Source organism: Paenibacillus sp. FJAT-26967 (assembly GCF_001541095.1).
Classification (GTDB): Bacteria; Bacillota; Bacilli; order Paenibacillales; family NBRC-103111; genus Paenibacillus_F.
In genome coordinates this window covers 386,671-411,636 of the sequence record NZ_LMXH01000002.1, presented here as the reverse complement: position 1 = coordinate 411,636, position 24,966 = coordinate 386,671, and the positions used below count along the sequence as shown (strand labels likewise).

Annotated in this window: 12 protein-coding genes, 2 pseudogenes and 3 CRISPR repeat arrays; of the genes and pseudogenes, 1 reads left to right on the top strand and 13 read right to left on the bottom strand. The window is 48.7% G+C overall.

Translation table 11 applies throughout. The annotated features are described in order from the left end of the window. Positions 1-67: 67 nt before the first annotated feature. Positions 68-1,666: a basic secretory protein-like protein gene (locus AR333_RS11790; RefSeq protein ID WP_068775560.1), complete on the top strand. Its 1,599-nt coding sequence runs from the start codon at positions 68-70 to the stop codon at positions 1,664-1,666. A gap of 94 nt (positions 1,667-1,760) precedes the next feature. On the opposite strand, the gene AR333_RS11785 is transcribed toward AR333_RS11790, so the two are convergent. From AR333_RS11785 to AR333_RS24620, 13 genes and pseudogenes are all read right to left on the bottom strand, one after another. Beyond that, positions 1,761-2,057, bottom strand: coding sequence for a dihydrofolate reductase family protein (locus AR333_RS11785; protein ID WP_068775559.1), 297 nt, complete (start codon positions 2,055-2,057; stop codon positions 1,761-1,763). A 1-nt stretch (position 2,058) separates the two neighbouring features. After that, a CRISPR array of direct repeats spans positions 2,059-3,427; the repeat unit is 32 nt; unit sequence ATTTCAATCCACGCACCCATACAGGGTGCGAC. A 169-nt stretch (positions 3,428-3,596) separates the two neighbouring features. Next, a pseudogene (gene cas2, locus AR333_RS11780) lies at positions 3,597-3,874 on the bottom strand (CRISPR-associated endonuclease Cas2). A 9-nt stretch (positions 3,875-3,883) separates the two neighbouring features. Next, positions 3,884-4,915: a type I-C CRISPR-associated endonuclease Cas1c gene (cas1c, locus tag AR333_RS11775; protein ID WP_068775558.1), complete on the bottom strand. Its 1,032-nt coding sequence runs from the start codon at positions 4,913-4,915 to the stop codon at positions 3,884-3,886. Beyond that, a complete protein-coding gene (gene cas4, locus AR333_RS11770) occupies positions 4,912-5,571 on the bottom strand; it encodes a CRISPR-associated protein Cas4 (protein ID WP_068775557.1) in 660 nt (219 codons plus the stop codon). The genes cas1c and cas4 overlap by 4 nt, the downstream gene beginning before the upstream one ends. Next, complete coding sequence (gene cas7c, locus AR333_RS11765; RefSeq protein WP_068775556.1) at positions 5,561-6,424, bottom strand: type I-C CRISPR-associated protein Cas7/Csd2; 864 nt, start codon at positions 6,422-6,424, stop codon at positions 5,561-5,563. Before cas7c ends, cas4 begins: the two co-directional genes overlap by 11 nt. Before the next feature lie 3 nt (positions 6,425-6,427). Further along, positions 6,428-8,347 (bottom strand): type I-C CRISPR-associated protein Cas8c/Csd1, encoded by a 1,920-nt coding sequence (gene cas8c, locus AR333_RS11760; protein ID WP_068775555.1) that lies wholly within the window; start codon positions 8,345-8,347, stop codon positions 6,428-6,430. Then, entirely contained in the window at positions 8,344-9,063 is a 720-nt protein-coding gene (gene cas5c / locus AR333_RS11755; RefSeq protein ID WP_068775554.1) for a type I-C CRISPR-associated protein Cas5c, read from the bottom strand. Before cas5c ends, cas8c begins: the two co-directional genes overlap by 4 nt. A 73-nt stretch (positions 9,064-9,136) precedes the next feature. Then, positions 9,137-11,566 carry a CRISPR-associated helicase/endonuclease Cas3 gene (locus AR333_RS11750; RefSeq protein WP_068775553.1) on the bottom strand — a complete coding sequence of 810 codons (2,430 nt, stop codon included), beginning with the start codon at positions 11,564-11,566 and terminating at the stop codon, positions 9,137-9,139. A 276-nt stretch (positions 11,567-11,842) separates the two neighbouring features. Next, positions 11,843-12,997: a CRISPR direct-repeat array (repeat unit 32 nt; unit sequence ATTTCAATCCACGCACCTACGTAAGGTGCGAC). A 369-nt stretch (positions 12,998-13,366) separates the two neighbouring features. After that, positions 13,367-13,917 (bottom strand): annotated as a pseudogene (locus AR333_RS11745) (ATP-binding cassette domain-containing protein); the annotation flags it as partial. A gap of 55 nt (positions 13,918-13,972) precedes the next feature. Continuing rightward, positions 13,973-14,808: direct repeats of the CRISPR family, unit length 32 nt; unit sequence ATTTCAATCCACGCACCCATGTAAGGTGCGAC. A gap of 425 nt (positions 14,809-15,233) precedes the next feature. Continuing rightward, positions 15,234-16,967: an ABC transporter ATP-binding protein gene (locus AR333_RS11740; RefSeq protein WP_068775551.1), complete on the bottom strand. Its 1,734-nt coding sequence runs from the start codon at positions 16,965-16,967 to the stop codon at positions 15,234-15,236. After that, positions 16,964-18,790 (bottom strand): ABC transporter ATP-binding protein, encoded by a 1,827-nt coding sequence (locus tag AR333_RS11735; protein WP_068775550.1) that lies wholly within the window; start codon positions 18,788-18,790, stop codon positions 16,964-16,966. The genes AR333_RS11740 and AR333_RS11735 overlap by 4 nt, the downstream gene beginning before the upstream one ends. Continuing rightward, complete coding sequence (locus tag AR333_RS11730; RefSeq protein WP_068775549.1) at positions 18,780-22,031, bottom strand: non-ribosomal peptide synthetase; 3,252 nt, start codon at positions 22,029-22,031, stop codon at positions 18,780-18,782. The genes AR333_RS11735 and AR333_RS11730 overlap by 11 nt, the downstream gene beginning before the upstream one ends. Before the next feature lie 208 nt (positions 22,032-22,239). Then, positions 22,240-24,966: condensation domain-containing protein (locus AR333_RS24620; protein WP_156430919.1), on the bottom strand; the 2,727-nt coding region annotated here is incomplete at its 5' end.

The following is a 24,966-nucleotide window of genomic DNA, read 5'->3' as shown; positions in this document are numbered from 1 at the left end:
ATTAGTGAGGAGTTATCTAGTTTAGGCGTAACAATACTATTCTCAAAAAAAGAGAGGAATAAGACAAATGAAAAAAATCGGATATGTTGCCTTAGCATCCGCATTGGCATTTGGCTTCAGCAGTGCGGTATGGAGTCCGGCTGCATCAGCGGCAGAGACGGTTACAACGGTTCAGCCGATCAATTTGGCTGTAGGCGGCACGGTAACGGCAAGTGGAGAGAACGGAGCAGCTGAAGGGAAGAATAAAGCTTTCGACCAGTATGTTTTTTCCAAATGGTTAACATTCGGTACCCCGGCATGGCTGCAATATGAATTTACTGCCGACAAGATCGTGAACTCCTACTCCATAACAACCGCTGAAGATGCGCCAGATAGAGACCCGAAGAACTGGGTGCTCAAAGGGTCTATTAACGGAATCGATTGGGATGTTCTGGACACTCAGCAGAATCAGTTCGCGGGTGCTACCAGACACCTGAAAAAAACGTATTCATTCACCAATACGACTGCTTACAAATTTATCAAATTCGAGAATATCACCAACCAGCTAGGAAACAATCAGCTTCTTCAGCTATCCGAGATTGGTTTATACGGCCCTGATGTACAGACGTTCAAAACCATTAAACCTACGGTTACGGCCAGCGGAGAAAATGCACCAACGGATGTGAAGGCGAATCTCGTAGACGGAACAAGTACGACCAAGTGGCTGACCTACAGTAATACGGCCTGGCTGCAGTTCGACTTCGGCGAACAGGTAACCATTGACGGTTACGCCCTTACATCGGCCAAATCGAATAACAATACTGCCGATGCCGATCCCAAGAACTGGGTTCTGCAGGGCTCCAATAATGGCACATCCTGGACCAATTTGGACACACAAAGTAATCAGAACTTCAGCCTGCGGCATCAGCGTAAACATTACTTATTGAATGCGAATACAACCGCTTATCAATACTATAGACTGAGCAACATACAAAATCATAGCGGCTACACTACGCAATTGAGTGAAGTGGAATTCTCACGTACGAATGATATGTGGCATACCGAGAACCCGATTATTGAAATTCAAAATCTTGCGGGTTACGCTCCTTTCAATCAAGCGCTTCCTGATGCCCAGAAAGATATTCTGGCGATCTTGCGCAAAGTAAATGAAATACTGTATAAGAGTCCGGAGGATATGCCGGTCCGAGTAAAGAAAATTGTGGTACAAATTGAAGACGTCCCTGGTGCAGCGTGGATTTCGGGTGACAATGAGGTGAAAACACTGGGAATCAGCTCCCAGCATCTCGCCTACTTCGCAGCTAATACCAATGCTCTGCGCGACGAAATTATCGGCATGCTTTATCACGAATTGGGCCACGCTTATCAATACAGCAACTTCGATGTGGAAGCCGTAGCGGACAGCTTGCGTTTTGCAGCCGGTTACCACAATCGTTACGGCGTAAGCCCTGGTGGAGCTTGGTATAATACCGGCACCGCGAACTTCATCCGCTGGATTGAAGATACGAAGTACCGCGGTTTTATTCGTGCCTTGAATGCGACGAGCAGTCCCTACGGGCTGGATGCCAATCAATTTCAAGCTTGGAAAGAAAGCCGATTCTTATCAATTACCGGAATCGACGTGAACACACTATGGAATCAATATCAACAATCACTAACTAACAATTAATAGTGGTCTATTAACCTGAAAAGAGGAGCCGGTTTACGGCTCCTCTTTTATTATTTTTAACTACTTTTCGGTATAAATAATTGGCGTTACTTGGTCACTTAACAACCTCATAACGGAGTCTCAAAGAACCACTCGTTTCGTAGAGCTGTGTACCAATGATCTTGAGGCCCTTATTTGCCGCAATACAATCCAGGTATCTCTTGCCGCTCCCGAGAACGACAGGGTGGATAATCATATTGATTTCATCCATGAAACCAGCGTTTAGTAGACTCTGCACAAGGTCGGCACTTCCCGGAACGATAATCGTACCTACAATCTCTCTCTTAACCGCAGGGACAAGTTCGTTCAAATCACCGGCTAAGAGTGAAATTGTGTCGAAAGAACCTGCCACAATTTCAATCCACGCACCCATACAGGGTGCGACCTGATCGGCAGAAACCTTGATCGCGACCCCCTCTTTGATTTCAATCCACGCACCCATACAGGGTGCGACTGCGCTCCACATAATCAGCCGTGACGGTAGAGAATTTCAATCCACGCACCCATACAGGGTGCGACAAGGGGGAACGACATGGGGAAACAAATCACAGTCAATTTCAATCCACGCACCCCTACAGGGTGCGACCCAGCTTGTCACGCCCGCCAACAAACTCCACGGAAATTTCAATCCACGCACCCATACAGGGTGCGACACCGTCTTATGGGCGCACGTTTTGTTGATATCGAATTTCAATCCACGCACCCATACAGGGTGCGACACTAATTCAGCGATCCCTTTTGCTAGGCACCGATCAATTTCAATCCACGCACCCATACAGGGTGCGACGAGTATCACCATTTAACAACTAAGTGACGGACATATTTATTTCAATCCACGCACCCATACAGGGTGCGACCGGATCAGGCATTGATTTTCACCGTCCCCATAAGCGATTTCAATCCACGCACCCATACAGGGTGCGACCTTATTCGCCACATACCCAGCAACTGCGTCGGCATTTCAATCCACGCACCCATACAGGGTGCGACGGTCAATACGTCTTTGGTAAACGGTACTACTTATATTTCAATCCACGCACCCATACAGGGTGCGACGGCAGACATGCGGGTTAGGCTTCCAGGGTTACAATTTCAATCCACGCACCCATACAGGGTGCGACCTGGCGGGGAGTATCCTTACAAAACGCACATTTACATTTCAATCCACGCACCCATACAGGGTGCGACAACAGCATGAGTAAACAGGACATGATCGACGCGATATTTCAGTCCACGCACCCATACAGGGTGCGACTCCTACTCCAAACGAAGAGAGCGAGTTGAATCTGATATTTCAATCCACGCACCCATACAGGGTGCGACGTCAAGCTCATTAATGGCTTAACAGCTTACGTAAAAATTTCAATCCACGCACCCATACAGGGTGCGACATTACTGCCTACCTCTATACAAACGGCACCATTTGGATTTCAATCCACGCACCCATACAGGGTGCGACCTTTTTCAAACGTCATGATAAAAGGGTTCGCGTCTATTTCAATCCACGCACCCATACAGGGTGCGACCAAAAGCAGTCTTCTTGATTCGCGCTTTGTTCGATTTCAATCCACGCACCCATACAGGGTGCGACGAATACTCTCTCTCTGTTTTCTTTTTCTCTAGGATTTCAATCCACGCACCCATACAGGGTGCGACTTAGTTTATGTAATTTATATTAATGGTGACACCAATTTCAATCCACGCACCCATACAGGGTGCGACTGCGTTTTTTCAAGCAAAAACACCTCAAAAAACGGCTTTCCAGCTAGTAATCATAACTAAATACTTTAATAAAGCTTATTCACACTTACTTTATTTGTAACTTTTTCATCAAAAAGTATTATTAATGGTGCGAATCCCCCAGGGAAATCATGTTTGCTAGACATTCGCACTACATAATTAAAGGCCCTTCCAAGTCCAGAGATTCTTTTATGCCGACGTGCTCTACCTTATTTCTATAATTATTGCCCAGCTGATAAAACCTCAAGCTATCTTGTGCCGGATCAATAACTTCGATCAATTTCAATTTGAGAACGGCAAACTGCGTGGAATCAACGATGCATTCGAATACAGAATGCTGTACCCGCTGACCATAATTTTGACATATTTTTGATACTTTGCGCAACCTCCGCTGGTCGTGCTTACATCATACGTAATTAGAACAAGCATAAGCTGCACCTACTTCCATAGGAAAGGCGGATATTCATCCAGGTCATTACGCAAATACCGCGCCAATAATAGTGCCTGCACATGAGGGACCAATCCCCAAGAGATTTTCTCACCCAAATAAGGGTGGGTGATTTTCTCTTGCTTTTTACTTTGCCAAGCCGTCAGGAACTTCTTCCTGCCTTCGTCGGTCATGATCACAGCGCCATTTTCCTTACTCATAAAATCCTCACCGTTGATCACCTTTTTGTTAATTAAAGATAAGACAAACTTATCCGCATAAACACCACGCAGTTCCTCCATCAAATCAAGAGCCAGCGAGACTCGTCCGGGGCGATCCCGGTGCAGGAATCCGATATACGCATCCAGCCCGACTCCCTCCAAAGCAGACGCCGTATCATTAGCCAGCAGCGTGTAAGCGAGCGACAGCATAGCATTTACAGGATCGAGCGGCGGTCTGCGGGAACGGGTGCGATAATAGAAGTCTTCCTTTTGCTGCAAAATCATCGAATCAAACTGTTGGTTGTAGATTAAGGCTGCTTGTCCTTCCAAACCTCTGATCCGCTCCAAATCCTCGCACTCTCGTATGCTCAGCATGATGGATGTCAGCTGCCGGGAGGCCGCTTTATATTCCGCCACATCTATACGCAGAGGGTAATCTCGGGTCATCCGCTCCAGAATCCACTTGTGGTTATAAATTTTACCTGTAATGAAGTTACGGGCAATTCTCGCCGATAGAAGCTCATTCTCGGATACAAGACTTTGTTTTTTTCGTAAAACAACGTTTCCCTTGCTTGCACCTATTACCCTAGCCAGAAATCTGCCGTTCATGGTCAAGAATACAATGGAAATATTCCGCTCCGCACAATAACCCATTAAGGCCGGACTTGCGCCTGTGTAGCCGAATGCCACCACAGACTCCAAATTATGAAGGGGCAGTCTGCCCAGTCTCTCCTGTTCTTTCAACAGAACGATATTATCGCCATCCAGTGATAGGTACACATCCGGTTGCGTAATAAAAAGCGTGTTCATGAGTTTCTTCATTCCTGGATTTTCCCCTCGACATAACTGCGGACCGTCCGCTTATTCATGACCTCCGGTAAACAGATCGATTGCAGGGAACAGCTTTGGCAAAAAGAACCTGTTTTTACTTTCGGTGTATATCTCCGTGTGTAATACTCATTCATTTCAGAGACAATTAATTTCACTTTATTTTTGATTTCCACGGTTAGGGGCACTTCGACCCTGCGCTTAATTTCATTATAAAACAGATAACCCCTGTCTATGCGGCACAGCAGCATTTCTTCAAGGCATAACGCTTGCGCAGCCAGCTGCAGGACATCGGCATCGCTAGTTTTAGGCTTGCCGCGCTTGTATTCGACAGGAAAAGCCGCATAGCGGCCTTCGGCACCATGGATCTGAACGCCTTCATCGTCCTGAATAAACTCCACCACATCGCAAATCCCTGTAATTCGGAGCTCTTCCGATTTCACAGGCATGGCGCGCACCGTAAGCTTGTCGCCCCGCTTCTCTCTGACGAATGGCTGATCTGCTTTGCGGTGAAGATATTCACCCTCCACGGTTTTCACATTTTCTTCCCACTGCTGTTCAATATGGATAAGAGCCCACTGCCGTCTGCAAAATTCGAAATGCTGAATACCCGAGAGCATTAAATAAGGTTCATCTTCGTTAGCGGCCATCCACAACTTCTGCCTTTAGACCTTCTAATTCGCTTAACTCAATGTCATAATCTTCGAAGTTTCTCGGCTCTTCATTCCTTGATCGAACAGACAAAGAGCGGTGCACTTTGGCAGATGAATATTGACCTAGTTTGGAATTATGCTCCCACCAGTACACTTTATGAACCTCCATACTTCCATCCGGTCTGGCTGCGGACAAATCATTCTCGAATAAAGTAACGAGCGCTTCTTTTATTTTCTCTGCATCCTCATTCGTAAACCCGGTTTTATCAGCAAGCTGTGTATTGATACTTCCATAGAAGACATACAGGCCAAAATCCACGCGGTGTTTCATCCCCATCGTATCCGATCCTCTATCCTTACCCGGTTCGGAGTTGACGCTTTTGGTAATTTGCATACTGGTAATATCGATCGGATTCACACTCTTTGCCGTGTGGATCGAAACCGGGCCTCGTACGCCAACGGAGACGCTTCCTCCTTTATCCGATCCTTTGAAAGCAAACACTTGACCAAAGCTGCGGACATCTATCCAGCTCTGGCAAGCCACACTGGCGAATTCTTCACTCGACCCGGTTTTGGATTTCAGAATTTTATTCAGCTCCGCATTGCCGTCTGCCCGCTCTCTTAAACTGCCGTAAGCATCCACTTTCCGGTCATTGGATTGTACAAAAATAGACTCTCCCATGTCTTGCAGCCGGTTTCTAATCTTGCGTTTAATGGCTACATCCGATATTTCTCCGTGCCCGTCATAGTTTTGTCTTGGACGATTGCCATTCAAAGGATCTCCGTTCGGATTGGCCCCTGTCACCGATACGACCACTGCAAAATCTACCTTATGATCCAAGCTGCTCATCGTTTATCTCTCCTCATCATGAGTTACATCTTGTGTATCCTCATTTTTATTTTTCTTTTGATAGAGCTCATGACGCTGGCTATAAAAGCCTAATAAATATTTGCCGCTTAATGGCTTATTATTAAAATCTTCCATCTGAAACCTGGAAGCGACCTCGTCAATAATCTTGGACAAATAAGTGGCTTTCGTTCCCATCTTAGTCTGGTAAGGCTGTAAACTGGATTGTATCGTCATCCATGTCCTGGCGGGATGCTTCGAGAATGAATTCATATACCGGATGGCATTGCTCGAGCGCGTTTCTTCCTTTCCCAGGGCCTGTCTTTCCAGAACATCCGCCACCGCCAGCAAGCGTCCGAACAAATAATCACGGTTATTGGTTTCCGTATCTAATGCCAATTGCAATTCCTCCTTTTTGTTAATCAAAGCACACGCAATGCTGAGCGTCTTCTCCCATTCCCATTTCTCCATGGATACCGGATTCGAGGCGCGATGGAATGCACTGTTTACAATGTCCCGGGGAATCGGGCTGCCGTCTATAATACAGGGCAGCATCCGCTCCATGAGCCCTTTGACGATCTTGTCGCTTGCTCTTGGCCCATAGGCGGCAAAGGCTATATCTTTCGTTGCAGGAGCCCCGTAGAATCTCACGAATTCACCGTGCTCATTTTTGCGGTAAAGATGAAGCCATACACAAGTGGAATGCCACTTAACCAGCCTGTCCAGATAAAGCTCTTTGTTCATATTCCGGTAGTACAAGACGGCCATCCGTCCTGTCGTCGCCGAATCGAGAATCATAATATTGACATCGGATTTGGAAAATTTGCCTGGATCAGAGGTAATTTGATTCTTATAGCCATCCAGCGCTTTAGCCACTTCACCGGCAAACGCCTGATTCGTATTGGACTTTATAGTGGCTGCCACAATCCGATCCGGATCGATGGAGAAAGTATCCTCCGCTGGATCGGGAATATCCAAGGCATCGTTCCCCCATACCAGAAATACGCGCTGTTCCACGAATTTTCCTTGACGGTTAACCAGCCACTTCAGTGCGTTATGAGCTTTTTGCGATACTTCGTAGCTGATACTTGCGGCATCCCTGCTCTGATTGAATCGTCCGCGGAATGTAAAACCCGACGTATCATTGGCGGAGATTAACTTGGCTTTATCCGCTGCATTCCGGATCTTATTCGCGTGCTTGTCCGTACTGGGCAGCATCTTCCCCGTCACATAGCAAATATCTTCATCACCCAGGCGTCCCCTGTAATAGCGGATAAAAGATTCGTACATCGCGGGGTCCTTCCAAACATCCGTTAAGATGCTCCGGGGCGAATACACATTGAAACGGACAAAAGCGCTGTCCTGCTCGCCGGCTAACACTCCAAATATCTCCGGCTTCTGTGGATAGAGCGATTCGTATTTCTTATCCCATTTAGTCAGGAGCATGTTATTCTCATCGACACACAAAATTTTATGCCCGACCAGATCTTGTATGAGCTGTCCCTTGCTTAAGTAACGATAGATGCTCTGCACCTTGGAATCTGCCGAGGGCGATTCCGCCCAATTCTTCAACTCCTGAATGTAGACTGCAAATGGCTCCTCATCCTTCACTTTACCGCCGTAAGCTTTGAAATCTCCGGCCACATAGCTTAATTTGTCGTGAAGCGGATATGGCGAAATGACCGCCCCGGCGCGGCTGGCCGACTTCTCCGTGCACGGAATTAACGTGCTTGCATCGCTTTTGTCAATCACGAAAGCCGAATGAAATTCTCCATCTTCCGTAATTTCCACTTGAATGTGTGCATTCTGAGTGGTGTGAGAGACGGGCAGCAGCGTAAATTCACGATCATTGTACGTCTTCTCAATCTCACCTACACGGTCTAAATTCGATTCATAGGTTTCATACAAATTGAGCAGCCAGCTCATAGACTTCCCTCCTCTCCCCACCTTGCTGACAGCTCGTCTACCAATTCCATATTGCTCGCATCAAAATGCTTGGCTTTCATGTCCGAAACTTTACGAACCTGCGTACACTGATCCGGTCTGGGGAATGAAATAATGCCGTTCTTCATTACGGGGCTCCATAAACGTACTTCCATTTGATTCCGGCCGGTTTCATCCGGATAGTTAATACCGTGCACCATATTTCCCAGATGAATATCACCGTAATCATCATAAAAACTTTCACCTTCGCCAAAAGAGCAAGGCTCCACGTATCCTTGACATTCCCTGGTACCGAGGAAAATATCCCGGCGCCCACCGGCCTGAAGACACCGTTTGAGAACATTATGATGCTTATGCTCGTTACGGTCGTGTTCCAGATCCGCGCGATTCATATTGAATTCAAAGTGGCAGCGCACTTGATAGCGCGGTTCCTTCAAATACGTGTAATTTGCAAGAGTATTGCCTCCGCTGTAATCCATCGGACGTATACCTTTTGACTCCATCCGGATGGGATTCATGATGCGCACTTCATCTATAATGAAATAGATAGTAGGTTTCCAGTAAACACTCTCGACAATTCCCTTCAAAGCTTGATATGTCGGCACTTGATACGAGAGCTTCTCCCCACCCAGCTTCGTTAAAGGATCTGTGAATAAAGCATAGTCGCCGTAGACGACAAATTCGATTGAATTTCTCATTAGTTGACCTCCTTCCTCATCTTGTTTAATGTAAGAGCCCATCTTCTACCCGAGAGGCTCTATGTCGTGTATGTTAATATAAATTCATACCCAGACTGCTATCATTTGTAGTATCCACACCAAATTCCTCGCTGTAAGCTCCTTCTTTTAATACCAGTATCTGACCATCCAGACAGCGTTCCAAGCCACCGTTCTTGTCCAGTTGCTGCAACTCATAATCAAACAGATTTATCGTATACTGCTGTGCTTTCCGTAATAATCTGGAGAGTTCTTCAATCCGCCTGGCACCGTTCAACTCCGCAATAATTGCTTTGCCTTCCTCTTGATAAGGAACGATCACTGCTTTGGTTGCCGAATCAATGACGTGAAAATGCTCCGCCGCTGTCAGATAGCTATTGGCCAGGAATAAAGGAATTCTCTCTTTCGTATTGCTGTAATAGTCGTGACAATAAGTATTCTCTTCTTTACTGCCGAACAACAATCGGGTCATTCCTTGCCCTAATTTGGGGATCTGGTAATTCAACTCTAATTCGTATTTTTTATAAAATTGTTGAAAATACCTCTCCATCGCTTGAACGGAAAGTATATGACCGCCGTGCTCGGATGAGTTTCTTTCCAAGTCGATCAAAATCTGTTTGGAAATTTGCTTGCCTGTTTTCACTTCTTTCAAACGATCCAGATTCTCTTCCTCATGGTCAATCACATATACTTGCTGCAATTCATGTTCTCCATGCCGATTGCATCTGCCTGCAGCTTGTGCGATGGAATCAAGCCCTGCCAGTGAACGGATGACACATCCGAAACTCACATCGACTCCCGCTTCGATTAACGGCGTGCTGACGCAGATAACTTTGTCTCCTTTATCCAAAAGCTTCCGCACTTCATCCAGAATCTCTTTGCGGTGTACCGCGCACATAGATGTACTCAGATGATAGACCGGGACATCACTGACCGTCGTGAGCAGCTGCTGGTACAGCTTTTTCACTACAGACTTCGTATTTAAAATGGCCAGAACACTTCGTTTCTCTTCAATAATCTGCGTAATAAACTCCGTAAGCTTGTCATTATTGAAAATTTCAGTGGTCGCTCTATCCAAAATCTCTACCCGTGTAAACTCCGTAATCACGTCTTGCAGGTTATCGATCATTTCAGCATCCGGGCTGAGATTCAGCTTATGCTCAACAAAATCCAGTGCAGGCTGTGTAGCCGTACACAAGACAAGACTGGCGTTTCCATATATTCTCAGGAAATTTAAAGCTTCATTAAATAAGGACACACAGGAGACGGGAACCTTCTGCACTTCATCAAACACTAGGACCGAGCTGCTCAGATTATGCAGCCTGCGGATATTCCGGCTTCCCTTGGCATAGAACACGTTCAGGAATTGCACCATCGTAGTAAAAATAATGGGAACATCCCAGTTATCCCGGGCTAATTTCAGCTTTTGCCGAACATTGATCATGCCGTCCATATGCTCATCATCACCATCTATATCGTCGATCACATTAGAATGATGCTCCAGAATGTTCGCTTCATCCTGAAGTATCCGGCGCACTTCTGCTGCGTTCTGCTCGATAATGGTCGTATAAGGCAGAACATAAATAATATGCCGCTTGCCATATTCTCTGGCGTGCTTAAGGGCATATCGCAGACTCGCCAATGTCTTGCCGCCCCCCGTCGGAATCGATAATGTATAAATTCCTGAGGGCTTCTCTGCAAAACGGTCACACTGCTCAGACATCTCGCTTCTTAGCCGGTTGATTGAGGACAGCGTCTTATTCGGATCGCCAAATCGCCCGATTTTATCAAGAAGTCTTTTGTAATAAGTATCAAAGAGCTCTTCGACCGGCTGTACAGGTTCTTCTGCTGCGTTCTCTTCAAACCTTCTCGTATTGGTCCGATCCGCATCAATCAGTGTACTGAATACAAACTTGGTTAAGAACATACACCTCGCTTCCATGCCCATAGGAGAGGTTTTAGCCAGATAGCTCTCTAATTCTTCTGAAGCACGGTCCACATAGAGATGAAAATCTTCCTTGCTCATCACCATTTGGAAAAAAAGCGCCACACTCCGGTCAAATTCCGTCAATTCTTTATCACGCACACGCTGTAAATAATTCGATTCTAACTCAGGATTCAGAAAATCCTGCAGATAGGAATGATGAGAAATAATAGCGTTCCCTATGATCTCTGCCAGAATTCCTTTAATCCGATTGATTTTTCCGGTATGAAAGGATTCATATAACAGTTTGCCTCCGGCGGTTGAGTGATCCACACTCCCCCGCTTTGGCGGGGCTTCCGGATTGTATACCGCTTCCAGAATGTAATTACGAAAAGCATTCGTGTATTTCCCCATATCATGCAGCAAACCAGCCAATCCACAAATGTGTTTGAGACCTATACCAGCACCGTAACCTTCAGCAAGAGATTGTACGCCGAGTAGATGCTCTTCTACGCTCTGTTGCTCCTCATCGCTTTCACGAATATGGGCAATATAATTCAAGTTGTCACCTCCTCATCAAAAAAATCAATGTAACCTAAGAAGTAGTTCCATATACCTATATAATTTACTAAACCTTCCATAAAGTAATTCTACAGACTCATTATAGTTCCTTCCTAAAATATACATATTTCGATATTTTTTTGGGTTATGTGAATTGAGAATGTTTTATTATCAGCTTGCAGCTGTTTTTAACGCAAAAAAACCTCTTCGCGAAGTTGCGAAGAAGATTTTGTTGTGGAAATAGATCGGTCTTGAGACGTGCTTATTAAATGGCATTTCTCAAGCCACGCACTTATGTAAGGTGTGACGAACCCAGTCACTTTATCCCACATACCTTTGATTATTTCAATCCACGTACCTACGTAAGGTGCGACTCAACCCCCTAGTCATTTCCAAGAAGATAGCTATTTCAATCCACGCGCCTACGTAAGGTGCGACGACATGCAGCCTATTGAAAGAGAGGTGCGATAGTATTTCAATCCACGCACCTACGTAAGGTGCGACCTTTAAATCAATGAAAGAAGCCGCGAAGTTACGTATTTCAATCCACGCACCTACGTAAGGTGCGACTTAGACTTGGAGCAACAAGATTTAAATCTTGCCATTTCAATCCACGCACCTACGTAAGGTGCGACTCGAAACAATTCGACCGGTCGATAAGGAGCCTTTTATTTCAATCCACGCACCTACGTAAGGTGCGACTGAATAAGGTAAAGCGGACCCTCGATAATGTCCAATTTCAATCCACGCACCTACGTAAGGTGCGACCAAACCATCAGTAGGATCGTTTATTTACATTGATATTTCAATCCACGCACCTACGTAAGGTGCGACCGATTTTAATCACGCAAGGATTGCGAACATTCGCGATTTCAATCCACGCACCTACGTAAGGTGCGACTTGGCGGTCTGTTGGATACTTGGATTCGTGCTTAAATTTCAATCCACGCACCTACGTAAGGTGCGACCCAAGCACCTTGGCTCCAATGGGACCGCCTAACACAATTTCAATCCACGCACCTACGTAAGGTGCGACGGGCCATGGGCGATTGCAATCAGCAATCGGATATTTCAATCCACGCACCTACGTAAGGTGCGACGTAAAGCCTAATTGCTCGGCTGTCCGAATGGCTATTTCAATCCACGCACCTACGTAAGGTGCGACCGGAGATACACTTCTCAGAGCTCAGTGTAGCAACATTTCAATCCACGCACCTACGTAAGGTGCGACGCAAAAATAACATTTTTTTAGTAAGACAGTTGCAATATTTCAATCCACGCACCTACGTAAGGTGCGACTTGGCGAGATAGGCCGCCGCGATCTGCTCCCAGGATTTCAATCCACGCACCTACGTAAGGTGCGACTCTTCCGGTAGGCATAGAAACAGATTCGATTGTAATTTCAATCCACGCACCTACGTAAGGTGCGACACCGATTTTCAAGCAAAAAAACTTAAAAATCGAACCTTCTACTAAAAACAACTACAAACTCACTCAAATAAACAAAATAAAGAATTACTATATTTGTGAAATTATCCTCAAAAAGAAAAAGAATTGGTGCGAATCCCCCAGGAAAATCATGTTCGCTTGGCATTCGCACTACAATAATAAGAAGCTGTCCATGATCTCGAATTTGTAAAGAAAGTTACGCAGAATCATTCCTGATTTTCCCATATTCTAACGGTTTAATCAACTCTGCTATCCTACTTCTCATCCATCGGGTTGTATCCCGACAAGAAATTCTTCCAATCTAATTTCCCAAGAAGAAGTCCCCAAACAGAAAAAACAGAAAGTCACCCTTACTTCCTCTGCCGACGCTTCCGGATTGCCGTAGCAGATGTTGTCTTCGATGGTTCCGCTGAACAAGAAGGCATCTTGCGGCACATAAGCAATTTTTCCGCGAATTTCTTCCCGAACAACTTGCCTTGCAGCAGAATTTCCCCGCGGTCTAGGGGATAGAAACCAAGGAGCAGTTTGATCAGCGTGCTCTTGCCGCTTCCGCTGGCTCCTACAATGGCGGTAACCTGGCCTAACGCTTTGCGGCGGCTCTGCGCACGCTTGGTCGTGGTAGCCCGCACGATGTTGCGCTGGACAAAATCCTCCATACGCGAAATCTCTTCCGACTGGTAGGAAAATTCGACGTTGCGGAATTCCACCATGGCTTCCGACACCTGTTGGCTTTCCCAAGTACCGATCCTTACCGGCTCTTCTTCGTCCAAAATTTCTTGAATCCGCTGTGCGCCGGCTAACAAATTCTGCGCAAGGGATAGTACGGTTCCGAAGGTCATGATCGCATGGGTCAAATTGATTTGCAGAACGGCGAATGCATCCACGGCGCCCATTCCAATCACGCATCTATGCAAGGTGCGACTTTACCCTCAATAACTTTCTGCTCCATACCAAAACATTTCAATCCACGTACCTATTATGTAAGATGCTACGAAGGACTGTTAATGTCCATTGAGAGAGTATATCAAATTTCAATCCACGCACCTACATAAGGTGCGACGTACTGCTCTTTGACACTGTATCCTTCTGGTAGATTTCAATCCACGCACCTATGTAAGGTGCGACCCTGGGAACCGAATTCGGTTTCCAAGGCTTTTTTTGTATTTCAATCCACGCACCCATGTAAGGTGCGACCAAAAATCATACACAGATAAGCTCAGAGCAAGTATTTCAATCCAAGCACCCATGTAAGGTGCGACTGTACCTTTTTTAATGTAATCAAGCATGAGTTGGCGATTTCAATCCACGCACCCATGTAAGGTGCGACTTAAGCAGGCAGCAAGGGGGCTTAGTGAGGAGCAATTTCAATCCACGCACCCATGTAAGGTGCGACTCCCTGCATAGTCACATCGCTTTCCGGCCACCACATTTCAATCCACGCACCCATGTAAGGTGCGACGCGGACAAACCGTACCAATCGCAGCAAGTGAAATATTTCAATCCACGCACCCATGTAAGGTGCGACATTGAAGGTGATTTTCTCACCGTTCTTCATTTTTTATTTCAATCCACGCACCCATGTAAGGTGCGACATGAATTACGTCCATTTGAAGGCTTTGAGCTGGAAATTTCAATCCACGCACCCATGTAAGGTGCGACTAAGGACACTGAGGAGTTGGGAAGCTCCGAGTGCTATTTCAATCCACGCACCCATGTAAGGTGCGACTACCTCGGCTTTGAGGAGATTGTGCCTTTAAAAGAATTTCAATCCACGCACCCATGTAAGGTGCGACGCCGATTTTCAAGCAAAGAAACTTAAAAATCGAACCTTTTACTAAAAATATGTTTAAATTATCCGAAATAAACAAAATATAAAATTACTATATTTGTAAAATAAATCTCAAAAAGTAAAAGATTCGGTGCGAATCCCCTAGGGAAATCATGTTCGCTTGGCATTCGCACTACTATAATATGAAGCTAGCCCATGTTCTCGAACTAAAAGAAAGCTTCTCAAGGATCATCCCTGATTTTCCCATATTCTCGAGCTTTAATCAACTCTGCTATCTTACTTCACTTCCATCGGGTTATATCTCGACCAGAAATTCTTCGAATCTTTTTACCAAGATAAAGTTCCCAAACAGAAAAACAGAAAGTCCCCAGGACTCCCTGTTTTCGGTCTGTTTCATTCCTATGCTCATCATATAATTCCCTAATCGATCTACCCATACAACTGCGCATAATACCCGCCCCGTGCCAGCAAATCCTGATGCGTCCCCTGCTCCACTATGCTTCCCTGGTTCATGACGGTGATGGAATCGGCTTTCTCCACGGTGCTGAGGCGATGGGCGATCAGAATGGTCGTGCGTCCTTTCATCAACTCGTTCAAGGCCTTCTGCACCCAGTATTCCGACTCGTTATCGAGGGCGGAGGTCGCCTCATCGAGCAGCAGAATAGGAGCATTCTTCAAGATGGCCCTGGCGATCGCGATACGCTGCCTTTGACCGCCGGACAGAGAGGCGCCGCGCTCCCCCACTTGGGTCTGGTACTTCTCGGGCAGCTCCTGGATAAAAGCATCGGCGTATGCAGCCCCGGCCGCCTCCCGTACTTCCTCTGCCGACGCTTCCGGATTGCCGTAGCGGATGTTGTCTTCGATGGTTCCGCTGAACAAGAAAGCATCTTGCGGCACATAAGCGATTTGCCCGCGAATTTCTTCGAGCGTGTAGTGTCCGAACGACTTGCCTTGCAGCAGGATTTCCCCGCGGTCTACGGGATAGAAACCAAGCAGCAGCTTGATCAGCGTGCTTTTGCCGCTTCCGCTGGCTCCTACAATGGCGGCAACCTGGCCGGGCAGCACCTTCATGGACAACTCGCACAGCACTTTTTTATCCGACTGATAGGAAAATTCGACGTTGCGGAATTCCACCATGGCCTCCGACACCTGTTTGCTGTCCCAAGCACCGATTCTTACTGGTTCTTCTTCCTCGTTCAAAATTTCTTGAATACGCTGTGCGCCGGCTAACGAATTCTGCGCAAGAGAAAGTACGGTTCCAAAGGTCATGATCGCATGGGTCAGATTGATTTGCAGGACGGCGAATGCAGCCACGGTGCCCATTCCTATGAGGCCATACGCATACAGCAAACTACCGATGACGATAATTCCGCAGAATGTCACATAGCTGACAAAATGGTTAATGGCGGTCTGCATCCCGTTCTTATGGGCCGTTTGCTCCGCAATCTTGGTCGCCTGCTCGTTCAGGCTTTGATACTGGGCATAAATCGGGCGAATATGAAACAATTTGACCAGTTGAATGCCGCCGATAAAATCCATGAATTTCTCGGTCATTTTGCCGAGCAATTGAAGCGAATGCCCGTACAAAACCCGAATTTGCCGGGCGAACCGGACGCTGACCGCTAAGGAAATGAGCAAAGTAGCCAGCGATACGGCGGCAAACTGCCAGTGAAGGATGAACATCGCCACGATCGAGCCTATACTGAACACGATTTGCAGCAGCATCATAAAATAAATACTGGAGTATGTGAGTTCAAGCGCGTTGACGTCATTGTTCACACGCGAGAGCAAGTCGCCATGATGCGTCTGCTCCAGATATTTGGCGCGGAGACGGCAAATTTTGTAGTAAAGACGTTCCCGGATGTCTAAGATCGTATATTCGACGCTGCGCTGATAGAGATAACTGAATGCCGGGGAAATGATATTCTCAAGCAGCAGGGCTCCTGCCAGGATGTAAAAGGCTTGGTATATCAGCGATGTATCCCGAGACTCCGCATAATTGACCAGACTTTGGACGACCAAGCTGAAAGAAATCAGAAACAAGGTTTGATTAACCGCAGCAACACCCATCCCGAGAAAATACTGCTTATTGCGACGCGGGTTCATATAGCGCATCAAGGACCCCAGCTCTTTGACATAAGAGATCCATCCATCCGTCTTCACGTATACATCACCTCCTTACGCTTCTCAGTTCCGGCAAATTCTTGATAGTAAGACTTGGCGTACAGCCCCTTCTTATCCAGCAATTCGGCGTGAGTGCCCGCTTCCGCAATCTCCCCGTTCTCCATTACCCAGATGGCATCCGCGTTCTGGACGGTCGAGAGCCGGTGGGCGATAACGATGGTCGTCCTTTCTTTCATGAGGACATTCAGCGCTTCCTGGATCGAGATTTCAGACTGCGGATCCAGCGCGGAGGTGGGCTCGTCCAGCAGCAGGATGGGAGCATCCTTGAGAAAAGCGCGCGCAATGGCAATTCGCTGGCGCTGCCCGCCTGACAGAAATCCACCGCGTTCCCCCACATGCGTCTGATAGCCCTCGGGCAGCTCCATAATAAACGAATGCGCATGAGCCGATTTGGCGGCTCCAATCACCTCGTCCATCGAAGCCCCCTCCCTGCCATACCCGATGTTCTCCGCTACCGTGCCGCTGAACAGGAACGAATCTTGAGTCACGACGGAGAAATGGGACCGAAGCGCGTCCAGATTACAGCCGTTAATCGGCTGGCCGAACACTTGAATCGTCCCCTGTCCGGCTGCTAAAGGATGAAATCCGCATAACAGTTTAATTACGGTGCTCTTCCCTCCGCCGCTGGCCCCCACTAATGCTATGGTTGCCCCTTCCGGCACGGTAAAACTCAGATTCTTCAAGATGAGGGAGTTGCCCTCGTAAGCAAAAGAAACAGCCTGGAATGAAACGGGCGGAGCGCTCCTCCGCTCAATCGCATGTCCTTCTTGATTCTCGGCAGGCTCTTCCACGATTGCCGAGATTCTTTTTAAAGCTCCGCTCATTTCAAACGTATGCGTGATAAGCTCCGGGATGTGCTCCAGCGGTTCCAAAGCTAGATTCAACAAATAGAGAAAAGCGATTAATTCTCCCGTACCCAGCAGCCCTTGAGAAATCAGATAGCTGCCGTAGCTCACCGCAAAAATAATCGGGCTGAGCATCAGCGTGGACAGGAGCGGATTTACCCAAGCCTCTCTTTTCTTCACTGCCAGTTTCTTCTGTGCCGTCAGTTGAAGCAGGGACTGATACGAACGGAACATCATCCCCGACAACAAATAACTTTTTACAACCGGCATACCACCCAGGGTATCTTGTAAATTGGCATTCATCCGTCCCATGTTGGCTTGAGCTTCTTCCGTCAGCTGCTGAAGCTGCTTCCCGATCCACTGCGATACAAACAAGGAAACCGGAAACAGCAGCAGACTGTACACCATCAGCTCCCATTGAATCCAAATCAGATAAATAAAGCAGCCTGCGAACAGCAGCGGGTGATAGAACCACTGGGCGAGATCGCGGATCATAAATTGATGAATGAGCTGCAAGTCGTTGTTCATCCGGGATAAAACGTCACCGGTGTGCTGTTTTTCAAGTGAGTGTACCGGCAGTTTGCCGACATGGTTCATCACATGGTTGCGAATATCCCTCACAGCCCGCGCACTGCTTTTCTCCACCCCGTAAGCCATGAAATATTTGGCCGGCACCCCAATCAGAATAACGACAAAAACCGTATAAACGAGTTGGGTGACGACAGGGCCCGCCCCGTTCTCTGCCTGGGTGGTTAACCGCTCGATCAGACTGCCTGTCCACACTTCGATCACCGCTGCCGCAACAGCAGAGGCAATCCCGACAATCATCCAGCCTTTATGGAATTTCACGAAGGATAATAGCCAGCGGACGGCTTTCCATAGAGCGAGTACCCGTTCACGTTTTTGCAAAGCTTTGTGATCCCCTTTCAAGACATGCGGGTGTCCGTCAGTTTCCATGCAGCACCTTCTGCGAACGGTCGCAGCGCTCCGCGATCTGGTTAAGTATGCTCTCAACGACTGGCGCCGTTTCATCAATGCTTTCGGTTTCCAGCAGCTTCTCATGAATTCCCGCAAGCTTGTATTCCGCATACGCTTGCAAGGCGGCTTCCCTCCAGGAAGGAAGTTGATTCTCAAGCCGGAAAGCATCGCTGTCCGCGGCTATTAACTCATGAATGTTCGCCGTCACGGAGCCCTTGTTGATTAGTTGAGCTTCATAGGTCAAGGTAGCCTGTACCTTTTGCTCGACGCGTCTGCGGATCAGAGGGTGCTCCATCATTTCTTTTTCCGTAACTGACAAATCTCCGAGTATTTCTTCCAGTTCGTTCTGCGTGGTTTCCAGAGGGGTAACGCTCTGCTTAATCCAGGAATCGATCATAATAAGATCCGAGACGGCATACCCTCTCTTCTCCATCGTCTGGGCCACTTCAAACATTAAATTCCCGCCGAAACAGTATCCGATAAAGACATAAGGCCCCCGCTCCTGTATCCGGATAACGGCATCCACATAACGATTCAGCATGTCCTCGTAGCTCGGGGTATTCTCAATAAAATCAATCCCATACAGCGCAAACCGGTTCTCCAGCTTGTCCGCTAACAGCCGGTAGCTGATCCCGAATCCGCCGCCTGGCGGGAAACAGAACACATTCATTGCGCCTTGCTTGTTCAGCCTTGTAAAATGGTGATCGTCCCGTTCAAATCCGGACTCCCAATTCTCTAAGGCGATCGCCTCGACGGTTAACTGCTGAAAGCCTTGTTGCAGAGGAATTTCAACGCCTGTCTCGTCATAAATCGTTTGAATCAGCCGCATCAGGCTCAAAGAGCTTCCGCCGAGTTCGAAGAAGTTGTCCTTCACGCCGATATGCTCCAGACCGAGTATTTCCTGCCAGATTCCCACCAGCTTTATTTCGAGCAGCGATCGCGGCGCGACGTATTCCGTGCCGCTGCTTGCGCCCGCTTCCGGAGCCGGCAGCGCTTTGCGGTCGATCTTGCCGTTAGGCGTCAGCGGCATCCGCGGCAGCTGTACGAAGTGCGATGGAATCATATACCCGGGCAGCTCCCTGGCCAAGGCTTCTTTCAGTTCGCTGCCTCTAAGCTTCACTTCCGCTACGAAATAAGCGCACAGCTGACTTTGGCTGTCCGCCGTTTCACGCGCGACTACGATCGTTTCCTGGACGCGTCCGGTCTTCAGTAGCTGCTCTTCGATCTCGCCCACCTCGATCCGGTAGCCCCGGATCTTCACTTGATGGTCAATTCTGCCCATGTATTCGATATTGCCGTCCGGCAGCCATCTGGCGAGATCGCCCGTCCGGTACATCCGCTCACCCGGCTCGAACGGGTTGTCCACGAACTTCTCCGCGGTCAGGTCAGGACGGTTCAAATATCCTCTGGCGAGTCCGACCCCTGCAATGCATAACTCACCGGCTACCCCTAACGGCAGTAATTGATCCGAAGAATCAACAATGTAGATCCGGTGATTCTGAATAGGACGCCCGATGGGCACCGACTTCCAATCCTTGTCTTCCGCTGATGCTGACCAAACCGCTGTTACAATCGAAGCTTCGGTCGGGCCGTATGCGTTAAAAAACTGGACGTTGTCTTTCCACTGCTGCACGAATTCAGCAGATACCGCAGAGCCTCCGGTGATCAGCTTTTGGAGGGCCGGCATATTCTCCGGGTTCAAATAGGTTGCATAGGTCGGCGGCAGTATTGCAGCTGTAATCCCGTTCTCGTTCATGTAGGTTTCGAACAACCGGTAATCGAGAATGGTCTCCTTCGATGGAATATATAAGGCAGCCCCGAAAAATAACGCTTTGAAGATTTCCCAGCAGGATGCGTCGAAAGACAAGCTGGCAAACTGGACGACTCTGTCCCGTCCGCTGATCTGCAAGGTTCTTCCGAACATCGTCTTCAGGCTGCTCAGCCCGCGATGTTCCACCAGTACACCTTTGGGCTTGCCGGTTGTTCCTGACGTATAAATGACATAGGCCAGATGATCCGGTCCGCTGGCCGGCTCCAGATCCGAACGATTCTCGCTGTAAGAATCTTCCCGGTCCAAGGCGATCATGGTCCCCTCAAAAGACACACGCTCCCGCAAATGTTCCTGAGTCAGCAGCAGGCTCGCCCCCGAATCTTCCAGCAAATAGCGGATTCGCTCCTCCGGGTATTCCGGATCAATGGGCACGTAAGCGCCCCCTGCTTTGAGGATGCCGAGGATGCCGACTGCCATCTCCAGGGAGCGGCTGAGCATCAGTCCAACCAGTTGATCCGGCTTAACTCCTGCATCCCTCAGCGTCCTTGCCAGCCGGTTCGCCTGTTCATTAAGCTCCCGGTACGTCAGCTGCTGCTGCTCATAAACTACCGCTACCGCATCTGGAACCCTTCGGGCCTGCTCTTCGATCAGCTGATGAATCGTGAGTTCGTGTGCATATTCCACTGCGGTATTATTGAACAGTTTGAGCTGCTGATGCTTTTCATCCTCCGATAACAAATCCGCATCACCGAGCTTAAGTTCCGGCTTTACTAACTGGGCCGACAACAAACGTAAGAGGTGATCGGTTACCCCGGCCATAAAACCCGATTCATATCGATTATTGTTATACCTTACACACAGCCGGATAGAATCATCTGCGAAGTCAAACTGAAAGACGGTGTCTGAGGATATCTTAGCCCCGCAATCCACAGGATGAATTTTTGTATAAGCAACCATGGTGTTAACGACCGGCAAGCCATCGGAGTCATAGTGAAAATCCAGTGAATGGATCATTTTCCTGAACGGAAGCTGCTGATGTTCCAAAGCTTCACTGAGCGACGTTTTGATTCCACCCAATAGCGTTCTAAGCGTACTTTCGCGGGAAAGTGTGTTTTTGATAATCAGAAAATCATGAGCCGGTGCCCCTTCGTTGCCCATAGCGGAGACAGGAATTCCGACCAGGACATTCTCCCGCTTCGTGTACGTGTAGAGCAGGCCGTTCACCCCTGCCAGCAGGATCATAAATACGGCCATGTCCGACCCGTTGGCAAGACGAATAATGCTGTCAGAAAGCTCCTTTGGCAGGGTACGTTCAAGAACACCCGGGGGCGCCTCATCCGTGCTTTTCATTCTCGTCGAGGATTTACTGTAGGGCAGGAAGCTCATACTGTCATCGGCACTAAACTTAGCGTTCCAATACATTTCTTCCTTTTCAAACCATGATTTCATTCGTACCCCTCCCCTCAAAAGTTAAAATTCAATGTCCGCCACACTTTCAGATGCGGCCAAGCTGCTTCCTTACCAAGCGGGTCAACATTTCGCTCCTATACATGCTGTAAAAACTCTTTATGCTTCTACGGGACTTGAAATCCGGAAGAGAAGTGAGCCTGCCGTCCTGCATAAGACCGCAGGCTCGCTTCTAAGCAACCCCGGGCTTTTAGAATGCAAATTCAATGCTGTCTATCGAATTTTTTTGACTTGCCGCTGATTGCCTGGTGCACTCAATTCGGCTCAACTGGATCTGCGGATCTTCACTAATCTGAGACAGAACCCTCATTAAATCTTGAGCCATGGTTTGAATCATCGCGGGTTTGAACAATTTGGAGCTGTAATGGAAACCGCCCGTGAGGCCGCCTTCAACTTCGGACATGAACAAGGTCAGATCGAATTTCGCTTCTTCCAAGTCGTCAAGCATATAAGGAGTCATACTCAAACGATCGAAACGTGCTTCTTTCTCCTCAATATTCTGCATGTCAAAAATCGTATCGAAGACCGGATTGCGGCTTACATCCCGCTTGATCTTCAATCGTTCTACCAGCTCTTCGAAAGGATAATCCTGATGCTCGAATGCTGCGAGTGTCGTTTCTTTCACTTCCTCCAAATAAGACCAGAAGGTTTTGCTTCCCGCCGGATAACTGCGAATGGCCAGTGTATTGACGAACATGCCGAGAACCGGCTCTAAATCCGCGTGTGTTCTTCCCGCAACCGGTGTGCCGACAATGATATCTTCCTGGCCGCTATATTTGGATAGCAGCACGTTATACGCAGACATCAGCACCATATATAGCGTGCTATGACTCGCAGCGGCCAGTTCATGCAGCCGCTTCGCGAGAACGGCATCAATCTCAAATTCATGATGCGCCCCGTCAAAACTTCTGGTCGCAGGCCGCTCGAAATCCGTAGGTAAATCGACCACAGGAAGATCTCCAGACAGAGATTGGAGCCAGTACGCTTCTTGCTCTCTCTTCCGCTCCTTGTATACATCGGACTGCTGCCATGCTGCATAGTCTTTGTACTGGATACGCAGAGGCGCCAGCTCTTCACCGGCATACAACCGGGCAAACTCATCCACCAGAATCGACATGGATACTCCGTCAGAGATGATGTGATGCATGTCAAACAGCAGGATGTGAACATCCGGTTGCAGCCGGGCTAGACCTGTACGCAGGAGCGGCGCTGTCTCCAGATCGAACGGACGGACAAAACCTTGAACGAGTTCTGCGGTTTCTTCTTCGACCGCCGAACAGTATTCCATCTCAAACTTTACTTGCGGATGGACCCGCTGGACCACCTCTCCGTGGACCATTTCAAAGCTCGTGCGCAGTGCTTCATGCCGTGCTATCAATTGCTGTAAGGCCGCTTCCAGTCGATCCGGTTCCACCGGGCCTTCAAGCCTCATTATTTCCGGCATGTTGTAGAGCTGCTGCGCCCCTTCCAGCTGATGCTGAATGAACAGACGCTTCTGCGCCGAAGAAAGCGGATAGTACTCTCTGGTCTCCGCAACCGGAATGGCCGCGTAGGAACCTTTCTCCATCCGGGCAATCGCTTGCGCCATCTCTTCCACGGTCGAGCAGCGGAACACGTCCCGCAGCGGGAAGTCGACGTTCAGCTCTTTGTGAATCTTGCTCACCAGCATCGTAGCGCGCAGGGAATGACCGCCCAGATCGAAGAAATTATCCTTCACGCCGATGGTGACAGGTCCAAGCACGGCCTGCCAGATTTCGGTAAGCTTCGCTTCCAGCGGTGTCCGCGGGGCGAGGTAGTCCGATCCGCCGCTCGCACTTCCTTCCGGCGCAGGCAGCGCCTTACGGTCAATCTTCCCGTTGGGCGTCAGCGGCAGCTGCTCCAGCTGCACGAAGTACGACGGAATCATGTAACCCGGCAGTTCCCGGGCAAGTAGGCTTCTCAGTTCGCTCGCGGGAAGCTCCCCACCTCTGGCAGCGGTGAAATAAGCGCACAGCGCTTTCTGACCGCTCTCATCTTCCCGGATGGTCACAACGGCTTCGCGAACCGCTTCTATCTTCAGAATCTGCGACTCCACTTCGCCGATCTCGATCCTATACCCCCGGATTTTGGCCTGGTGGTCGATCCGGCCGATGAAATCGACGTTGCCGTCTGGCATCCAGCGCGCCAAATCGCCTGTGCGATACAGCCGTTCTCCGGCGACGAACGGGCTGTCTGCGAACTTCTCCGCATTCAGCTCGGGACGGTTCAAGTACCCCCGGGCCACGCCCGGTCCGCCGATGCACAGCTCACCGAGCACACCGACCGGTACCGGGTTCAAATGCGTATCCACGATGTAGAAGCGGGCGTTCAGCCGCGCTTTGCCGACCGGCACGCTGCCTTTCTCCGGCAGGAGTGCAAGCGGCTCATCGTAGTAGCTCGAATCAATCGCCGCTTCGGTTACGCCGTAGCTGTTGATGATTCTAAACTGCGAGCCGTAACGCTCCTGCAGCAGCCGGTAATCTCCCACGCTGCAGCTGTCGGAGCTCGTGATCAGCAGCTCCATGGAGCTCATATCCAGTCCGTGTTCGGCGACATAGTCCATGAACGGCACAATGAGCGCCGGGGTCGATTCGAACACGGTAATCCCGCAGTCGCGAATCCAGCCGTGCAGACGGGCCGGGTCGATACGGTCGTCCTTCGGACAGATCACCATCGTTCCGCCGTTATACAGCGTGCGCGCGATGTCCCCGACGAAGACGTCGAAGGAGAAGCTCGCCAGCTGCAGCAGCCGGACCGGGAACCGGTCCAGGCGGTACTCGCGGCGATAAGCCGCTGCCGTGTTGACGAGGCTGCGGTGCTCGATCATGACGCCCTTGGGGCGTCCCGTCGTTCCCGACGTGTAGATCACGTAGGCTAGATCTTCCATGCGTGCTGTGTT

What these genes read in the sequence shown, in the direction of transcription:
- AR333_RS11790 (WP_068775560.1), top strand. Translation starts at nt 68, where the DNA reads ATGAAAAAAATCGGATATGTTGCCTTAGCATCCGCATTGGCATTTGGC.
- cas1c (WP_068775558.1), bottom strand. Translation starts at nt 4,915, where the DNA reads ATGAAGAAACTCATGAACACGCTTTTTATTACGCAACCGGATGTGTAC.
- cas4 (WP_068775557.1), bottom strand. Translation starts at nt 5,571, where the DNA reads ATGGCCGCTAACGAAGATGAACCTTATTTAATGCTCTCGGGTATTCAG.
- cas7c (WP_068775556.1), bottom strand. Translation starts at nt 6,424, where the DNA reads ATGAGCAGCTTGGATCATAAGGTAGATTTTGCAGTGGTCGTATCGGTG.
- cas8c (WP_068775555.1), bottom strand. Translation starts at nt 8,347, where the DNA reads ATGAGCTGGCTGCTCAATTTGTATGAAACCTATGAATCGAATTTAGAC.
- cas5c (WP_068775554.1), bottom strand. Translation starts at nt 9,063, where the DNA reads ATGAGAAATTCAATCGAATTTGTCGTCTACGGCGACTATGCTTTATTC.
- AR333_RS11735 (WP_068775550.1), bottom strand. Translation starts at nt 18,790, where the DNA reads ATGGAAACTGACGGACACCCGCATGTCTTGAAAGGGGATCACAAAGCT.
- AR333_RS11730 (WP_068775549.1), bottom strand. Translation starts at nt 22,031, where the DNA reads ATGAAATCATGGTTTGAAAAGGAAGAAATGTATTGGAACGCTAAGTTT.